The organism is Nitrospiraceae bacterium, from assembly GCA_020632595.1.
Lineage (GTDB): Bacteria > Nitrospirota > Nitrospiria > Nitrospirales > UBA8639 > Nitrospira_E.
Genome location: JACKFF010000001.1, coordinates 846,588 through 863,014, shown reverse-complemented (window position 1 = coordinate 863,014; position 16,427 = coordinate 846,588). Strand labels below are relative to the sequence as shown.

Sequence of the window (16,427 nt, the reverse complement as noted above, 5' to 3'; positions counted from 1 at the left end):
TTGCAGGATAGTTTCACGCGGGTGCCTATTCTAAGAGAGCTGAAAACAGGGTTGCGAGCCCTAAAAAACTAAAAAATCCTGCCACATCGGTTACGGTGGTTAAGATGATCGATGATGATTGAGCCGGATCTTGTTTCAGGGATCGAAGGATGATGGGAATGATTGCCCCGGAAAATCCGGCCATGACCATGGAGATAATCATGGAAACGCCGATGACCATGGTTAATCCCCAGGATTGGCTCCAGACGAATACGGCGGTACATGTCGTCGCGGCCACTGCCACTCCATTGGCCAAGGCGACATAGGATTCTTTCAGGGTCACGCGGAGCCATTGAGAAGGACGGATATCCCGCAAGGCTAATCCACGCATGACTACCGCGAGCGCTTGAGCCCCTGTATTCCCCGATTGCCCGGCCACGACAGGGAGCAAAACGGCCAATGCCGTGAATCTGGCAATAGTGTCCTCAAATAACCCCACCACAAACGCTGCCAAAAAGGCTGTGAGCAGATTGATTTGTAGCCAGGGGAGACGTTTGCGAATGGCGAATCCCGGCGGCGACAGGGCTCGTTCGTCCTTGCTGGCACCCACCATGGTTTGCATGCTAATGGTGGCTTCTTCTTTTTCAACCTGAATGATGTCTTGACTGCTGATGATTCCGAGGAGGCGGCCGTCCAAATCGGTGACCGGAATAGTCAGGACCTTCCATTCGTTGCAAATTTCTACGACTTGTTCCTGATTTTCCAGGGGATGAATGGTCGGTAATTCTCGTTTCATCAAGACCGCAAGTCTCTTCTTTGGAGGGGCTAAAAACAGATCCCTGAGGGATAAAACGCCCACGAGGATCTGACTGCGATCAATAATGTAGATTTCATTGAGATGCTGGGTGTCATGGGTGCGAACCTGTCGGATAGCTTCCTCGACTGTCAGGTCCTCCGGGAGCGCAAAGAATTTAACATCCATGAGCATGCCGACCGAATCCTCCGAATACTCCATGAATGGACCAATGTCGGCTGAGACGAGCAGGGGGAGGGCACCCAAAATGGCTTCACGAGTCTCATCCGGCATTCGCTGGAGGAGAGAGGCGGCCACTGCGGGTTGGAGATGAGGAAGCGCACTCAGGAGTAATGGTTGCGGAATGATTCCGAGGAGGTCTGCGGCCAATGAGGGTGACATGACCGAGAGGACCTTTGCGATCACTGTGGGGGGTAAATCGGCAAGTATGGGGATCACCTCCTGGGGATCATAGGACTCAAACACATGTGCGGCTTCATCAGGAAATTTGGCAATAAAGGCCAGATGCATTTGTTCAGTCGTTGCAGGTGTCGTCATGGTGTTTCCTGTTCTTTCCGGGGAGGGGTGGGCGGTGTGGATGTGCTCAGGGATTCTCCCAGGGCGGTCATCAGGCCGATTCCTGAGAGGGAATACGCTTCCCACAGTTGCAGGAGGGCATCGGAGAGAAATGCCGGTTGATACTCCCCGGAACGTGACTGGAGGAAGTGCCTCAGTGTTCGATGTCGAAGCGCGCCAATAAACGTACGGTCTTGATCAATGACCGGAAGGCTGTCGTATTGAGCCCATGCGGGGTGGGCGACAATGTCCAGGGCATTGGCCGTAGCCGGGATCGCTTTCACTTCCGGCTGCATGATGGAGGACACGGTGATCGTCGGTTCGGCTCCAAGCAGCTCTTTCATGAGGATGACTCCGCGCAGGATCGTCTGATGATCAATGATGTATAAATAGTAGATGGCTTGCCCGACGGTTTGGGTCACCCGCTGTAAGGCGTTCGCGACGGTGATGTCCGGGGGAAGCGTCAGAACATGCGGATCGGCGAGGCTGCCGGCGGTATGGTCCGGCAAATTGATTGATCGCCGAAGATGTGCACCGATGGCCGGGTCAACCTGATCCAGGAGAGAGGTTTGTGTGGATGAATCATACTGTCGAAGGACTGCCCGTGCCGACCGGGTTGATAACCGGCTGAGTATGACTGCGCTGGTTGCCGGTGGATACTGTTTAAGAATTTCGGCCGTTGGGCCGGGAAGACAATACTCCAGAAAGGCGGCAATATGTTGGGGCTCCATGGTGTGCAACATTTCTCCCGCTGACTGAGCCGGAAGTTCCTCCACGTAGCGTGCCGCCTCCAATGGATGTTCCTGGATAAAGGTTTCCCGAAGCTGTTGAGTCAAATTCATCGGCTTATCCCTCCGTTGGAGAAAGAATGCTGGTGACCTCAGTAAATTGTGCGGCAGGAATCACGACCCGTCCTTTCGCCGTATCCAGGACGACGACCATGGGAGTTATGGCTGTGACGGTGCCATTGTAGGCGCCAACCTGAATTTTTTCCCCGATTCGGACAATGGGTTGAATGTAGTGGGCGGCAATCAGATTCTTCACGGCTGAGCGAGAACCGATTCCGAATGATAAGGCGGCTCCGGCAATGAGTCCGGCAATGAGAATGACAATGATTTGGTTGAGCAGCGATGTGTCAATTCCCAACTCATTGATGGCCGTCACCAGAACCAGCAGAGTAGCGGCTATATAGACCGTTTGCGCGATGATGGTGCCTTGCCGGATTCCGGAAGAATCACACGCAACAGAGATCAGGTCGCGTACAAAGTTTGTGGCCAGGAGGCCTAGTACGAGAATAAGGGTAGCCATGCCGATTTTGGGCAGATAGTGGACCAGTCCGGTTAAGGTTTCGGACAAAAGGGCGAGACTTAAGGCTTCGGTGGCGGAGATCAGAAAGAGGAGAAATACCAGCCAAAATCCCAGAAGGCCAACAATTTGTGAAATTGTTTTTTGGCTACCGATTTTTTTGAGCAGCGTCAGAACACCGGTGCCCCCCAGTAAACGATCGACGCCGATCATATGCAACACGCGGCTCGTTCCCGCTTCAACGATTTTTCCCAAGAGAATTCCCAGGCCTAACAACATCAAAGCTCCTAGGCTTTTGGGAAGATAGGCCATAAACAGCTTGAAACTATACTCAAACGATTCCTCAAGCGTTGCGGTCCAAAGGGTGATATCCATGGGATTGACCTCCTTAGAAATAAATAAGCAGAAATACGGTAAACATTCCGACAATGAGCTGAACGATCAGAGAGACGATATTCCTTATGGCGCCGGCTGGGTCGACAAGTGTCACGTGGCGTTCGATCATTCTGAGAGAGCATGTCCTTGCCGGAGTGGCATTTGGCGGCGTTGCGCCCACATGTTATCACTTGGGGTTTTCTCTTCCCCTGGGCCCTCAACCATTAATTGAGAGGGAGATGAGAAGGTTCTGTGTTCTCAGATGTTTCTTCTGATGCGGGGACCTGGTTCAACGGAGAGTCCGGCAGAGGTTCGGGTTCGATTGTGGATGAGGGTTGGGCCGGTTCGGGGACCGGCCGTGTGAGTTTGTTGACTTTAATGACTGGGGGGTCAGTCACAAAAGGTTCGTATTGCTTGACGTCCAACGTCACAGAATCCTGTTCTTCGACAAGCAGGTCAATCTCTGGAACCTGTTTCCTAAAGGTGGCAAGGATGGTGCCATCTCGCGTGGTGACAGTCATTAACAATCGGTCCTGCTGGCGTTCCTTATGTGTGACCGTCCCGGTCAGAGGATGGACCGCTTCTTGAAGGAATTGGGGTATATAGGGTTGGGCATATCGGGCGGCAAGAAACGGTGCCCCTAAACCCAATCCTACTCCTAAGACAAACACCGATATGTAGACCATCAAGGATTTCATTCACGTCTTCTCCGCGGTTACAGAAGGACTATTGTGCCCCTTCCTTTTTTAAAGGAAGACTCTGCGAAAGACGAATTTTCCTGCGTGCAAATGAACGATCCCCAGTCACATAGGGTGTTTCTCCGGTCATGTCGCGTAGAACTTTCGTTTACTTGGAGAGGAAGTGCTTCAATTTTTGGAGATATCGTGGATGGCGCCTAGATCGTTGTCACTTGAATGTTCATAAGGCCACATATGAAAGAATGATTGAAACATTTCAAACCGGGGCAAGAGGATCACCTGTGATGTCTACATTTTTTGGGGGCCTCTCAGCCTGGTGTCATTCTAGCAATGCTGTGAGAGCTTCTCAAATGCTATGGAGTAATGTGGAAGTGGTTTGCAAGAGGAGTAACTCCAGACAATGCCCAAAGCCGTGGGAGGCCTTCCTGCTCCGATTGAGGTCTAAGCCCTCTGTTCAGGTCGATAAGGATGAGATGGACAAAGGAACGGAGGTTCGGACATGAAGATCTCTTTGAGGGAAAGGAATTTCGACACCATTCTTCCGAAACTTCCTGACGATGGCGCAATTAATATCGGATTGAACCTGTCTTCTGCCTTGTGGATCTTCCACCCAGGCTAATAAACGCATGTTCCAGGCGGAATCTCCGAAACCCATCAGCCAGGCCTTCGGTTCTGGGTGGGGTAACACCATAGGGTTTTCTTTTGCCGCTTCCAAAAGCGAACTGATTACTTTGTCTAAATCTGAATTGTAAGAAACTCCCACCTCAATCTCTAAACGGGTTTTAGGGTCACCGTGCGACCAGTTGATAACCGTGGAGGAGATAAATTCGGAGTTGGGTACAACGATGGCCACGTTGTTCAGAGAGCGAATGGTGGTGGATCGAATGTTGATTTCTGCGACATCTCCCTCAGTGTCTCCCACGGTGATGCGGTCCCCGATCTGGATGTGTTGTTCGAACAGCAACATGAGTCCCGCGATGAAATTGGACGTCAGATTTTGCAGGCCGAATCCAATTCCGACGGAGAGAAATCCAAAAATGACGACAAGCCCGCTCAGGTCGACGCCGATAACTTGAAAGGCAATCACGGTTCCGATAAGAATCAGGAAGTATTGAATAATCCGGGTTAAGGTGTATTGTGTCGCCTTGGGCATCTTGGAGCGTTTGAGTAATTGGTCCATCAGAAAACGTCGTATCAGGGTGTTGATGATCATAAAGCCACTCATGATGAACACAAAAAACGCCAGAGACGAGAGGGTAATCGGGGTCTGATTGATGGTGAATAAGGGATAGGTGAAAAAGTGATCCAATCCGTTCAGGACCGTTGAAAGATCCATGGTGGCGCTCCTTTGAGGTGTTATGAATTTATTGCCCCATTATGATTGAAGATGCGACTTTTTCTGAGGTTTGTCATTTTTTGACGTGCCGGTTTAGATGAATTAACCAGAAAAATGTCTGAAAAGATAGAGGAGAACAAAGCGGAAGGAAGAGCATATGACAGATGAATCTTGCCACTTGGGGTTAACTGGTTTCGAGGGGACAAGGAGGGGTAGCTTGGCGTTAAGACTTGGTGCGGTTAAAGAAAAGTCGGATTAAACAGAGTCTGAAGTGGTCCAAATAAACCAGACATTCGCGAGAGTGTCAAGCTTCAACCCGAATGAGGTGAGAAGTGGGGGCACGACAAAGTTTTTTCCCCGACTTTAGCGGAGGAGCCTTACAACTCGTTAGGCAGCAGGGTATTTCGTACTTTAAGCCTGGCAGACACTCGATATCGGCGGTACCACCAATACGGACTCGAATGAGAATCGGCTCAATGGGGTGTACAGGAGTGGAGCGGTCGATCCTGGTAAGGAACCGATTGAACGATTAGGGCGCGAAGGGTCTGGGTTATCTAGGCGGGATTGCCGGGCAACCCGTGTGGTGAGCAACGCATGAATTCGGCAAAATCTTTTGCCCTACCCGGGGAGCTGGCGGGGAGGCCTATCTTCCCGTGAAGCGCAAGGGGTAGGTGGCCCCAGTGTAGACGGGCAGAGCAGAGGAGTGTTGAAGCGGACCTCCCAAATCAACGGTTTATGGTCCAGCTGTGGATGTCGTCGAGCAGTTTGGTGGCACCGTCCATGCTTCGGGTGAGATCCGGAAGCGAAGGGAGGTGTCAGGCAGCTCCTTATTTCGTTCACCGGAGATCGTCTAGCTCAGGCGTTGGTCACGCGTCATCTATTGTTCTTTGAGGAGCTGGCGTTGCACGAAGACTTCTATGGGAGTTCGTCCAGGCCGTTCGGCTCTGAGTGCGGTGGCGACAACTCCCCCAACGGATGAAGAAACAAGTGGCTAATGTCGGTGATCGAGAGGGGGGTTCTGAAATATAAAGGTCCTCATGATGTGGTTTGGTTTGAGCCCCAAGATTTGGCTTACGGATATTCAACCCAGGTTTCTTTTTCCGCCAGGTATTGTTGGCCTTTGAAATTGAGGCGGGTGCGCATGGTGGTAAAACCTAATTCCCGAAGTTGATCGATAAGGTCCTTCAGGCTTTCCTGCACGGTTCGATAGACCTGGGACTGGAGATTGAGGGCTTCATACATGACCGTTCCCGAGTATCCGCGTTCCACCCGTTTAATGGGGATCATTCGATTGAAATATCGGTCGCTAGGATCCATGCCCTCCAATTGATGCTTTTCCACGACGGCATTTCTGACTCGAAAGGATAAGGGAAGCGATGTCATGTGCTCTGGCTCCGGCTTAACGATGGGTGGCGGTATTTTTTCCTTTTGTGGAAATGGATTATAGGCCGCCTCGATGAGGGTCGCAAGCGTGGTTGACTTCACTCAGAATCCCAACGTAACCTTCCCTACGCTTAGGAAAAATACGTTTGTGAGAAAGGGGTTGTGGCGAAATGGTCCGCGAGTCATCGGGTGCCGACATTCCAATCAACCTTCCTAACAGTCTCACAGTCCTCAGAATTCTCCTTGTTCCGGTCTTCGTGGGGTTTTTGCTCTACGAATACTATGATTATGCCCTCGTGACATTATTAGTCGCGGCGGTGACGGATGGCCTGGATGGGGCCATTGCCCGTATCACTGATCAGCGCACTCGCCTCGGCGAGTATCTCGATCCTCTGGCTGACAAATTACTCCTCATGTCGGCCATTGTAACCTTATCTGTTCTCCATTTTATCCCGATCTGGGCGGTGATTCTTGTGGTGAGTCGTGATGCCATTCTCCTCACGGGGACTATATTGGCCAATTTAACGGAAATCGACATCGATATTACTCCCACCTGGCTGGGAAAGGGTACCACTTTTGCCCAAATTTGCTATGTCATCATAGTACTGCTCTTTGCGACCGGGCGTGTTCCTTCCGCAAGCATTATTCCTTTTCTCACGGTAATGGTGATCCTGACGACTGGTTCTGGAGTGCATTATCTATTTCGGGGAATTCAACGGCTCAATTCCTCGGGCAAGAAAGAAGGCTAAAACAGGAGGATGCAGTTGAATCGAGAGCGGGTCGGCCTACAGTTAGTGGATGCGAAAGTGATCTCCTCAGATGATTTGTCTCAGGCGCTTGATATTCAGCAGGGAGAAGGAGGGCGTCTTGGGAGCATTCTGGTTCGGATGGGGGTTCTGTCTGAATCTACCTTATTAGCGTTTCTCAGCCAGCACTATGGAGTTGCCACCGTAGAATTGTCTACGTGCTCGATTGACGGGAGTCTTCGGGGATTGGTTCCTTATGACGTGGTCCGCCGGCACCTCGTTTTGCCGATTCGGAAAACCACTTCACGACTGAGTCTGGCTATGGCCGACCCCACGAATGCTTCTTTGTTGGATGATTTGCGATTCCGGACAGGGTTGCACATCATCCCCATGGTAGCAACCGAATCGGATTTACGGACGGCGATCTCCCATGTGTATGGCCAGGGTCCAGAAAAATCTTCCTCACCCACCGAACCCATGCAAAAAGATGAGGAGGGTACTTTCAAAAACCGGGGAAATGGCGACCGCATTTCACCCAATTCGATGGGAACGCCTGTTGGCCCTGTCTGTGCCTCTGCTAACGGTTTGCGTGATCAAGAAAGATCCATAATTCTTCAGGATAAAGCAGAAATATCTGGCGTGAAGCGTCATGTCAAAATTGATAAAGATTCTTCAGCTGTGGAGGTTGTGAATGGGCTTGTGCGGCAGGCCATTGAAATGGAGGCGAGTGATATTCATATTGAGCCGATGGAGACTATGATCCGGGTTCGCTTTCGGTTGGATGGTGTCTTGTGCCCGATTCAAAATTTGCCTAAAGACCTTCATCAGGCATTACTCGCCAGGGTGAAAATTCTTTCCGATCTGGATATTGCGGAGCGTCGGTTACCCCAGGATGGACGGATGAAGATAGAGGGGGTTCCCCATGTTGATATTCGAGTGGCCATTCTGCCCTGTTTATTTGGCGAAAAAGCGGTCCTGCGTCTCTTGAATCAGTCAGGGCTGGCGTTACATTTAACCAATATCGGGCTTAACCAGCCTGATTTGGACCGGTTGACGACGGCTTTGGAAAATCCTTATGGGATGATCCTGGTGACAGGGCCTACGGGGAGCGGGAAGACAACAACCCTCTATAGCGCGTTACAATTTTTGAATACTCCTCAGATGAATATTGTCACTGTCGAAGATCCCGTGGAATACCAAATCCAGGGCATCAATCAGATGCAAATTCATGAAGAGATTGGATTGAATTTTGCGGCCGGGTTGCGTGCTTTTTTGCGCCAGGATCCTGACGTCATGATGGTGGGGGAAATTCGTGATCGAGAAACCGCGCAAATCGCAATTCAGGCTTCTTTGACTGGCCATCGAGTTCTTTCAACTCTGCATACCATGAATGCCCCAGGGGCGATTACCCGGCTCATCGATATGAGCATTGAGCCGTTTTTGGTGTCTTCCGCCGTCTCACTCATTGTGGGCCAACGATTAGTGCGGAAAATTTGTGATCATTGTCGGGAGCTGGAGCCGGTATCTCAATTTCAGCTGCGGGAGCTGGGGTTTGAAGAGCATGTGCTCGGGTCGGTTCAGGCGATGAAAGGGCGTGGGTGTGTGTTTTGCCACCAGACCGGATTTAAAGGACGCATGGCCTTATTTGAGACCCTGCCTATTTTTGAAGGGCTGCATGAAAAAATTTTGGCACGGGCCTCGACGAATGACTTGATCAACTGTTCGATAGGCGAAGGATTTCGCACACTTAGACAAGCGGGGCTGGCGGCGGTTCAAGGTGGCTTGACGACCGTTAGTGAGGTGTTTGCGGAAACGAGATCTGATGCTTTTGTGTAAGGACGTCTGAAGAGGAACGGATGCTCAATGGAATTGACTGAACTCCTGGGTGAATTGTGCCGGCAGGGCGGATCGGATTTGCACCTGGTTTCCGGCAGTGTGCCTCGCCTCCGGGTGGACGGACATTTACGCCCGATGGAGTCTCCGCCATTGACCAACCAGGACATGTTTCAGTTAACCGCGAGTCTGTTGACGGATGCCCAGCATCAACAGGTTATGAAGACCGGAACCTGGGATGGGGCCTACAGCGTGCCTGCTATCGGTCGGTTTCGGGTCCATGTCTATACCCAGCAGGGATCCTTGGCCATGGCCATTCGAACAGTGTCCGGGAAGATTCCGACGTTTGAAGAATTAGGGCTACCACCCATTATTGGGGAATTAATGAAAAAGCCCCAAGGGCTGATTTTGGTAACCGGGCCGACCGGAAGCGGGAAAAGTACGACATTGGCCTCAATGTTGGATCATATAAATGAAGCGCGGCCTGCCCATATTATTTCGTTAGAAGACCCCATTGAGATCCTACATTCACATAAAAAAAGTTTGGTATCTCAAATGGAAGTGGGATCCGATGTCCGGGAATTCCAATCTGCACTGAAAGGTATCTTACGCCAGGATCCCGATGTGGTGTTTTTGGGCGAATTGCGGGATCTCGAGACCATTCAGGCGGCTCTCACCATGGCTGAAACCGGACATCTTACAGTGGCCACTTTGCACACGAATTCTGCGATTCACACGCTGACACGATTGATCTCGGTGTTTCCCTCCCATCAGCAACAAGAAATTCGTATTCAGTTGTCGATGGTGCTGGAAGGTATTCTGGCACAGAGGCTTTTGCCACGTTCAGAGGGACGGGGCCGGGTTCTGGCTTTGGAAATTCTGATTACCTCTCCGGCCATACGAAATCTGATTCGGGAAGACAAGATCCATCAAATGTATTCCATGATGCAAACGGGACAAGCTCAATATGGCATGCAAACCATGAATCAAGCGTTGGCCGACTTGGCTGGCCAAGGAGTGATATCCTCTGAACTCGCTATGGGACTCACAACTCTTCCTGATGAGTTATCCAAGCTACTGGAGCGCACGGGTCGGGAGCGACCTGGAGCGATGTCCTTGGCCAGGTTGCGTCCTCGGATGTAGAAGTCATTGAGAGCCTTCTTGATCTTCCACGGAAAAAGTGAGCAATAATTCGAAATGCCGAGATTTGAATATCGTGCCAAAAATTTGGATGGACAGACTGTCCACGGGGAAGTAATGGCTGCTACTTCCAGTGAGGCTTTGCAGCTTCTTCGCAGGCAAGACGTCTTGGTAACCGGTCTGCAGGAAAAAGCTGAAAGGGTATTCAATCTCAGTGGCCATCTGACCAGCTGGAGCCGCCGGTGGAACTGGAGAGGCGTGAGCAATAAAGAATTGGTGGTCTTTACCCATCAGCTGGCAACCTTGATTCGGGCGGGTGTGCCTCTGTTGGAATGCCTGGACATTCTCTCCAGTGAAGCTGAAAACCCGGCCTTGCAACAAGTGGTTAAGCATATCCGAGAGGATGTGGAGGGCGGAGCCTTGTTGGCTCATGCCTTAAAGCGCAATCCAACTGTCTTTAATGAATTTTACCGCAGTATGGTGGAAGTAGGAGAGATGACGGGTCGCTTGGACGAGAGTTTGACCCAACTGGCAGTGTACCTTGATAAACAGGCTCAGTTGCGGGCGAAAATTTTCTCCGGATTGGCGTATCCGGCTTTGCTCCTGGCTGTGGCGTTGATTGTCCTGGTTTTTTTACTGATTTGGGTGGTCCCTCTTTTTTCGGGCTTATTCCAAGATATGGGCGAATCGCTTCCCTGGTTGACGCAAGTGGTGATTGACCTGGCTGAGGGGGTTCGGGATCACTTTTTTCTGTTGGCGGCATTTGGGGGAAGTTTGGTTATGGGTATCCGGTGGTTCCTCAAAAACCCGAAAAGTCGACAGGCCATTGATGGGTGGCTGTTAGGAGTCCCCCTTTTTGGGTCCGTGATCCAAAAAGCGGCAACGGTGCGTTTTTCCAGAACATTGGGGTTTTTAGTTCGTCGTGGGGTTCCGTTGCTGTCGGCCTTGGGTGTGGCGGGCACAGTGACTGGAAATAAAATCTTTGAGCAAAGCATCAAGCTGGCGGCCATAGCGATTCAAAATGGGCGACCCCTCTCCGAGACTTTGAGGGCTGGCCAGGTTTTTCCCACAATGGTTCCCCAAATGATTAAAGTGGGAGAATCAACCGGTTCCATGGATGTTATGCTGGAAAAAATTGCGGATCTTTTTGAGCAAGAGGTCGATCGAACAGTGGCCACTTTAACGTCGGTGTTAGAGCCCTTTATCATCTTGGTCGTGGGTTGTGGGATTGCCCTTGTCGTTATAGCGATGTATCTTCCCATTTTTTCTATCGGTTCAGTTATTGGGTGAGTCTGGAGGTTTTTCGTCATGAGTGGGAGTGATACATCTGTGACCGAAATCGTGGTGCGGGCACCGGCCAAAGTGAATCTGTTGATTCGGGTATTGGATCGATTGCCCAATGGGTATCATAATTTGTGGTCTCTCATGCATACGGTCGATGTCTTTGATCTCCTCCGAATTAGGCTTAACCCTGACCGGGAGGGTCTTGTCTTAACGTGTGGAGATGCGCCGTTACCCTTGGATAAGGGAAATTTGGTTTATCGGGCGGCTGAATTGGTACTTCAGCGTTCTGAAAAGAATATAGGGGTTGATATTGAGCTAACCAAAGTTATTCCCTTGTCGGCCGGCCTGGGAGGTGGGAGTAGTGATGCCGCTGCCACTCTGTATGGCCTTAGTCAATTGCTAGGGTTAAATTGGACCGTATCTGACTTGTGTGAGGCTGGTGCCACACTCGGAAGTGATATTCCATTTTTTTTTAACGCACCTTGTGCAGTGGTTCAGGGGTGGGGCCAGGAAGTGAAGGCCTGTTCTCTCAAAGGCGAACGGTGGGTCGTTCTCGTCAATCCCGGCTTTCCGATTCAGACAAAATGGGCATATAAACAGCTGTCCTCCCAACGGGAGGCCGTCAAACCTCTAGGTGAATTTACGAAGAGGATAAATCGTGAATTGAGCCTTTCCTGGGAGGAAGTGATCGGGATAATGGAAAATGATTTTGAACCGCCGTTGTTTCCGTTTTATCCGATTTTGGGATTCATTAAAGACACGCTGCTTTCCTTTGGGGCTCAAGCCGCACTATTATCAGGTAGTGGAGCTACTGTATTTGGGATTTTCCGAACTCAGGAAGAAGCCAGGCAGGCTTCTACTCGGTTGCGACATGATACGAGCTGGAGAATCTTTGATATCCCGATGGGTTCGACTGATTTACCTCATGACCCATTCCATGTTGGCTCGTCTTCTCAGGTTTCCAAAGTCTAAATTGAGTGATTTGAGTTGACAAGCCGCCAATCGTAGAATTACCTTTGCTCTGCTTTTTTTCCTGAAAATCTGCTACGGTTCAGGTTCACCTAGGCAAGTTGAGACTACCGCCATGCTCAGAGATTTAAAATTGATCACGGGTAACTCCAACCTTGCGTTGGCCAAAGAAATTGCCCAGTATATCGGGCAGGATTTGAGTCAGGCAACGGTTACAACCTTTAGTGATGGAGAGATCAGGGTTAGAATTGATGAGAATGTGCGGGGAGGCGATGTTTTTCTGATTCAATCCTGCTGCCACCCGGTGAATACTTCGATTATGGAGTTGTTGCTCCTGATCGATGCAGTCAAACGATCATCAGCTTCCAGGATCACGGCGGTCATTCCTTATTACGGATATGGGAGGCAGGATCGAAAAGATCAACCCCGGGTGCCCATAAGTGCCAAATTAATTGCGGATTTGATCACCGCAGCCGGCGCGAATCGGATTCTGACCATGGATCTTCATGCCGGACCGATTCAAGGATTCTTCAATATTCCCGTTGATCACCTTTATGCCATGCCTGTGATGTTGGACTATATTAAAAAGCAAAATGTCTCTGATTTGGTGATCGTTTCCCCTGATGCGGGAGGGGTCGAGCGAGCGAGAGCATTTGCCAAACGACTGAATTCCTCTCTCGCGATTATCGATAAGCGGCGGGAATCGCCGAATCAGGCTGAAGTGATGAATATTATTGGGGATGTTCAGGATAAGCATGCGTTATTGTTTGATGACATGATTGATACGGCGGGAACCATTGTACAGACAGCTCAAACCTGTATGGATAACGGAGCGTTGTCGGCCTGGGCTGGGAGTACCCATGCAGTCCTGTCCGGTCCAGCACTGGAGAGGTTGCAATCGTCTTGTCTCCGTGAGGTAATGGTCACAAACACCATTCCTTTAAATGGGAAGGATCAGCAATGTCCAAAACTGAAGACTCTCACCGTTGCTCCTTTGTTGGGTGAGGCGATTTTGAGGATTCATCGTGAAGAGTCGGTGACATCCTTGTTTGTATAAATTAGCTAACTTTTCATTCACTCTCATTTAAAAAAGGGCAAGACGATGAAATATGAACTTGAAGTTGAAAAACGGGATCAGGCTGGAAAAGGCGTGGCGCGGCAACTACGGCGACAAGGGAAAATTCCTGGAGTTCTATATGGAGGAGGGAAGTCTGAATTTGTGGCCATGGACCATAAGACGGCTCGTAATCTGGTGATTTCTCAGGTTGGCCACACTGGGTTGCTGACTGTTCGGATTTCCGGTGGGCAAGAACGGATCGCCGTCCTTCAAGACCACCAAATTGATCCCATTACCGGGGCGATTCTTCATGTGGATCTCTTTGAAGTCTCGATGAAAAAAGCCATTCGCGTTAAAGTCCCCGTGACGATAATCGGAGAAGTCCCTGTTGGTGTGAAAGAAGGCGGTATTTTGCATCAGGTCATGCGCGAACTTCATATTGAGTGTTTACCGGCTCAAATTCCGGATCACATTGAAATCGATGCATCAGGATTTGGGATTGGTGACGGTATACATGTGAAGGAAGTTACAGTCCCGACAGGTCTCAAGATTTTGGATGACGAGGATCTCATGGTTGCCCATGTTGCCACGAAAATGTCTGAAGCGAAATTAGAGTCCCTCTTGGCTCGCGAGGTGGCTGAAGGGGTGGCTCCTGTTGCTACTGCGGAAAAAGCTGCCGAGGGGGCTGCCACTGGAGGGGCTGTTGCGGCGGCAGATAAAACGAAGGCCGCGTCAGATAGTAAGGCGAAGGAAGGCAAGAAGTAGCCCTTGCATGTGTTGGTGGGACTTGGAAACCCGGGAGAGTCCTACAAATACACGCGACACAACCTGGGCTGGATGGTTCTTGAGAAAGCGGCGGATCGTTGGCGTGTGACGTGGGCCAAGCAAGAGGATGGGTTTCTTGGAAAAGGTGAAGTTAAAGGCCATCCGGTTTTGCTTCTTCTTCCTCTTGCGTGGATGAACCAAGCTGGGGTGGCAGTCCGGTCTGTTCTTCAGAAGTTGTCTCCCAATTCGCCTGATCTCATTGTTGTCCACGACGATCTGGACCTGTCTCTGGGAATGCTCAAGATCAAAACCCGAGGTGGTGCTGGTGGTCATAATGGTCTGCGTTCTGTTTTGTCCTGCCTGGAAACGGAAGAATTCTCCAGGGTTAAGGTTGGCATAGGACGTCCTCAGAATCATACGAGCCCTGCGAACTTTGTGCTTTCACCATTTTCATCAGAAGAGTGGGAGCAGGTTGTCTCAATTCTTCCGAAAGCCGTTGATGCGTTGGAATGTTTAATTTGTGAAGGGCCGGCTATTGCCATGAATCGATTTCATGTGCGGTCCTCTGAGACAGGTCTGTGAATATTTGTGTATTGACCAATCCGCCGGACAGAAGTGGATCAACCCATCCCGTTAAATTCGTGGACAAGAGCTGAGGCAGCCTCTCTCATTTCCCGGCTCTTTGATTAGTGAAATGACCTTGGTTTCTCAAAAAGCTTCGAATGCGAGCGGTTGTAATCCCGCTGACCTGAATTAGGATTCATTTGGACATTGAGATTAGATGAAGGGGGAAGCGGATTTTCGACTGTTTAGGAAGTGGCCTCTTTAGGAGAGAGACCAGTATGCCGTTTTGGGTAGGGATATTAGAATTCGACCGTCTTCCGCTTGTTTTTAAGTGTTAAAGCAGCCCATGTTCACTGAGAAACCATGCCAGGCTTTTAGGTTCGGAATTGGCCGTTTCTATTCCTAAAAGGAGTTTGACACTCCAATTTACCCTATGGTAGCTTGTGTCCCCTTTTGTGATACAACACGATTGCTCTGCCTGAAAACTAGAAAAATACTGTCAGAGGAAAGGTTACGTATGAAACTGTATGAATCACTGTGTATTCTTCGGCCCGTTCAAGCGGAAACAGAAAATGAGCGGGTGATTGAAAAAATGAAGGAAGTTCTGAATCAGGCTGGAGCGAACATTTTAAAATTGGAGAATAGCGGGAAAAAGAAGCTGGCCTATGATATTCAACATGAGCGAAAGGGGACCTATGTTACAGTTCAATTTGAAGGCCCCCCTACGGTCGTTTTTGAGTTGGAGCGCTTTCAGCGTATGGAAGATCTGGTGATGAAGTTTATGACGGTCCGGCTGAACCCAAGTGATTTGGTAGCCGTAGGTGAGGCCAGTGTGGAGGATGCAGAAGATGGTGGGATTCAATAAAGTCATATTGATTGGAAATCTGACTAGAGATCCCGAGCTTCGGTATACACCCAGCGGCACACCTGTGGTTAATTTCCCGTTAGCGGTCAACCGTCGATATCGTCAGGCCGATGATCAAAAAGAAGAGGTATGTTATGTTGATATTGTCGTGTTTGGGCGACAAGCTGAACATTGTGGTCAGTACCTCAATAAAGGTGATGGAGCCATCGTTGATGGTCGCCTACAACAACGGCGGTGGGAAACGGATGACGGGCAGAAGAGAAGCAAACATGAAGTCGTTGCTCAAACAGTAACGTTCTTGCCGAAAAAGTCCTCCTCGGGTACCTCTGGGGCAGGAGTGAGTGAGGAGTCTACTTATGATCCGGAAGAGTATTATCCAGACCCCATGCCCTAATTTTTAGCCTAGGAGAGGTTTCTGTGGAAAAAGGACGATTGTTTCAGCGGAAAAGAGTGTGCCGCTTTTGCTTCGATAAGACGCCATTGGATTACAAGGATTCAAATTTATTGAGGAATTTTCTCACGGAACGCGGACGAATTATTCCTCGTCGGACCTCCGGAAATTGCTTGCGGCATCAAAGAAAGTTAACCCAAGCGATTAAGCGTGCCAGGCATGTGGCTATCCTTTCATTTGCAGAAGAACACTGAGATCACCAGTATTCTTCGAAATGGGGCAGGTAGAAAGGTGTGGTTGTTAAATGTCTATAACCATCAATCTACTTGATGTTCCACCAACAGGTCTTCAAATTCATCATGAGGTTA

At 50.0% G+C, this 16,427-nt stretch carries 17 protein-coding genes; 11 read left to right on the top strand and 6 right to left on the bottom strand.

Annotation, left to right across the window (positions count from 1 at the left end; genetic code table 11):
• Window positions 1–25: 25 nt before the first annotated feature.
• The 6 genes from mgtE to H6750_03990 form a co-directional block, all read right to left on the bottom strand.
• The gene (gene mgtE, locus H6750_04015) at window positions 26–1,330 is read right to left on the bottom strand and encodes a magnesium transporter (GenBank protein MCB9773475.1); all 1,305 of its coding nucleotides are present in this window, start codon (window positions 1,328–1,330) and stop codon (window positions 26–28) included.
• Window positions 1,327–2,190 carry a CBS domain-containing protein gene (locus tag H6750_04010; GenBank protein MCB9773474.1) on the bottom strand — a complete coding sequence of 288 codons (864 nt, stop codon included), beginning with the start codon at window positions 2,188–2,190 and terminating at the stop codon, window positions 1,327–1,329. Before H6750_04010 ends, mgtE begins: the two co-directional genes overlap by 4 nt.
• 4 nt (window positions 2,191–2,194) lie before the next feature.
• Window positions 2,195–3,028: a mechanosensitive ion channel family protein gene (locus H6750_04005; protein ID MCB9773473.1), complete on the bottom strand. Its 834-nt coding sequence runs from the start codon at window positions 3,026–3,028 to the stop codon at window positions 2,195–2,197.
• A 224-nt stretch (window positions 3,029–3,252) separates the two neighbouring features.
• Window positions 3,253–3,726, bottom strand: a complete 474-nt coding sequence (locus H6750_04000) for a hypothetical protein (protein MCB9773472.1) — start codon at window positions 3,724–3,726, stop codon at window positions 3,253–3,255.
• A 454-nt stretch (window positions 3,727–4,180) separates the two neighbouring features.
• The gene (locus H6750_03995) at window positions 4,181–5,062 is read right to left on the bottom strand and encodes a mechanosensitive ion channel (GenBank protein MCB9773471.1); all 882 of its coding nucleotides are present in this window, start codon (window positions 5,060–5,062) and stop codon (window positions 4,181–4,183) included.
• A gap of 1,071 nt (window positions 5,063–6,133) precedes the next feature.
• The gene (locus tag H6750_03990) at window positions 6,134–6,547 is read right to left on the bottom strand and encodes a hypothetical protein (protein ID MCB9773470.1); all 414 of its coding nucleotides are present in this window, start codon (window positions 6,545–6,547) and stop codon (window positions 6,134–6,136) included.
• Window positions 6,548–6,615: 68 nt separating this feature from the next.
• Here H6750_03990 and H6750_03985 point away from each other — a divergent pair, with 68 nt between their 5' ends.
• The 11 genes from H6750_03985 to H6750_03935 all read left to right on the top strand — a co-directional run bounded on the left by H6750_03985 (window position 6,616) and on the right by H6750_03935 (window position 16,313).
• Window positions 6,616–7,194, top strand: coding sequence for a CDP-alcohol phosphatidyltransferase family protein (locus tag H6750_03985; protein ID MCB9773469.1), 579 nt, complete (start codon window positions 6,616–6,618; stop codon window positions 7,192–7,194).
• A gap of 9 nt (window positions 7,195–7,203) precedes the next feature.
• Complete coding sequence (tadA, locus tag H6750_03980) at window positions 7,204–9,027, top strand: Flp pilus assembly complex ATPase component TadA (protein MCB9773468.1); 1,824 nt, start codon at window positions 7,204–7,206, stop codon at window positions 9,025–9,027.
• A 27-nt stretch (window positions 9,028–9,054) separates the two neighbouring features.
• Entirely contained in the window at window positions 9,055–10,167 is a 1,113-nt protein-coding gene (locus tag H6750_03975) for a type IV pilus twitching motility protein PilT (protein ID MCB9773467.1), read from the top strand.
• A 54-nt stretch (window positions 10,168–10,221) separates the two neighbouring features.
• Entirely contained in the window at window positions 10,222–11,454 is a 1,233-nt protein-coding gene (locus H6750_03970; protein MCB9773466.1) for a type II secretion system F family protein, read from the top strand.
• An 18-nt stretch (window positions 11,455–11,472) separates the two neighbouring features.
• Window positions 11,473–12,420: a 4-(cytidine 5'-diphospho)-2-C-methyl-D-erythritol kinase gene (gene ispE / locus H6750_03965; protein ID MCB9773465.1), complete on the top strand. Its 948-nt coding sequence runs from the start codon at window positions 11,473–11,475 to the stop codon at window positions 12,418–12,420.
• Between the two features lie 112 nt (window positions 12,421–12,532).
• Window positions 12,533–13,474, top strand: coding sequence for a ribose-phosphate pyrophosphokinase (locus H6750_03960; GenBank protein ID MCB9773464.1), 942 nt, complete (start codon window positions 12,533–12,535; stop codon window positions 13,472–13,474).
• A 45-nt stretch (window positions 13,475–13,519) separates the two neighbouring features.
• Complete coding sequence (locus tag H6750_03955; protein MCB9773463.1) at window positions 13,520–14,239, top strand: 50S ribosomal protein L25; 720 nt, start codon at window positions 13,520–13,522, stop codon at window positions 14,237–14,239.
• A gap of 3 nt (window positions 14,240–14,242) precedes the next feature.
• Entirely contained in the window at window positions 14,243–14,821 is a 579-nt protein-coding gene (locus H6750_03950; GenBank protein ID MCB9773462.1) for an aminoacyl-tRNA hydrolase, read from the top strand.
• Window positions 14,822–15,320: 499 nt separating this feature from the next.
• A complete protein-coding gene (rpsF, locus tag H6750_03945) occupies window positions 15,321–15,668 on the top strand; it encodes a 30S ribosomal protein S6 (GenBank protein ID MCB9773461.1) in 348 nt (115 codons plus the stop codon).
• A complete protein-coding gene (locus tag H6750_03940) occupies window positions 15,652–16,062 on the top strand; it encodes a single-stranded DNA-binding protein (GenBank protein MCB9773460.1) in 411 nt (136 codons plus the stop codon). The genes rpsF and H6750_03940 overlap by 17 nt, the downstream gene beginning before the upstream one ends.
• Window positions 16,062–16,313: a 30S ribosomal protein S18 gene (locus tag H6750_03935; protein MCB9773459.1), complete on the top strand. Its 252-nt coding sequence runs from the start codon at window positions 16,062–16,064 to the stop codon at window positions 16,311–16,313. Before H6750_03940 ends, H6750_03935 begins: the two co-directional genes overlap by 1 nt.
• Window positions 16,314–16,427: the final 114 nt, after the last annotated feature.

What these genes read in the sequence shown, in the direction of transcription:
- H6750_04005 (MCB9773473.1), bottom strand. Translation starts at nt 3,028, where the DNA reads ATGGATATCACCCTTTGGACCGCAACGCTTGAGGAATCGTTTGAGTAT.
- H6750_03995 (MCB9773471.1), bottom strand. Translation starts at nt 5,062, where the DNA reads ATGGATCTTTCAACGGTCCTGAACGGATTGGATCACTTTTTCACCTAT.
- H6750_03955 (MCB9773463.1), top strand. Translation starts at nt 13,520, where the DNA reads ATGAAATATGAACTTGAAGTTGAAAAACGGGATCAGGCTGGAAAAGGC.
- H6750_03975 (MCB9773467.1), top strand. Translation starts at nt 9,055, where the DNA reads ATGGAATTGACTGAACTCCTGGGTGAATTGTGCCGGCAGGGCGGATCG.
- rpsF (MCB9773461.1), top strand. Translation starts at nt 15,321, where the DNA reads ATGAAACTGTATGAATCACTGTGTATTCTTCGGCCCGTTCAAGCGGAA.
- H6750_03940 (MCB9773460.1), top strand. Translation starts at nt 15,652, where the DNA reads ATGGTGGGATTCAATAAAGTCATATTGATTGGAAATCTGACTAGAGAT.
- H6750_03960 (MCB9773464.1), top strand. Translation starts at nt 12,533, where the DNA reads ATGCTCAGAGATTTAAAATTGATCACGGGTAACTCCAACCTTGCGTTG.
- ispE (MCB9773465.1), top strand. Translation starts at nt 11,473, where the DNA reads ATGAGTGGGAGTGATACATCTGTGACCGAAATCGTGGTGCGGGCACCG.
- H6750_04000 (MCB9773472.1), bottom strand. Translation starts at nt 3,726, where the DNA reads ATGAAATCCTTGATGGTCTACATATCGGTGTTTGTCTTAGGAGTAGGA.
- tadA (MCB9773468.1), top strand. Translation starts at nt 7,204, where the DNA reads ATGCAGTTGAATCGAGAGCGGGTCGGCCTACAGTTAGTGGATGCGAAA.
- H6750_03985 (MCB9773469.1), top strand. Translation starts at nt 6,616, where the DNA reads ATGGTCCGCGAGTCATCGGGTGCCGACATTCCAATCAACCTTCCTAAC.
- H6750_04010 (MCB9773474.1), bottom strand. Translation starts at nt 2,190, where the DNA reads ATGAATTTGACTCAACAGCTTCGGGAAACCTTTATCCAGGAACATCCA.
- mgtE (MCB9773475.1), bottom strand. Translation starts at nt 1,330, where the DNA reads ATGACGACACCTGCAACGACTGAACAAATGCATCTGGCCTTTATTGCC.
- H6750_03970 (MCB9773466.1), top strand. Translation starts at nt 10,222, where the DNA reads ATGCCGAGATTTGAATATCGTGCCAAAAATTTGGATGGACAGACTGTC.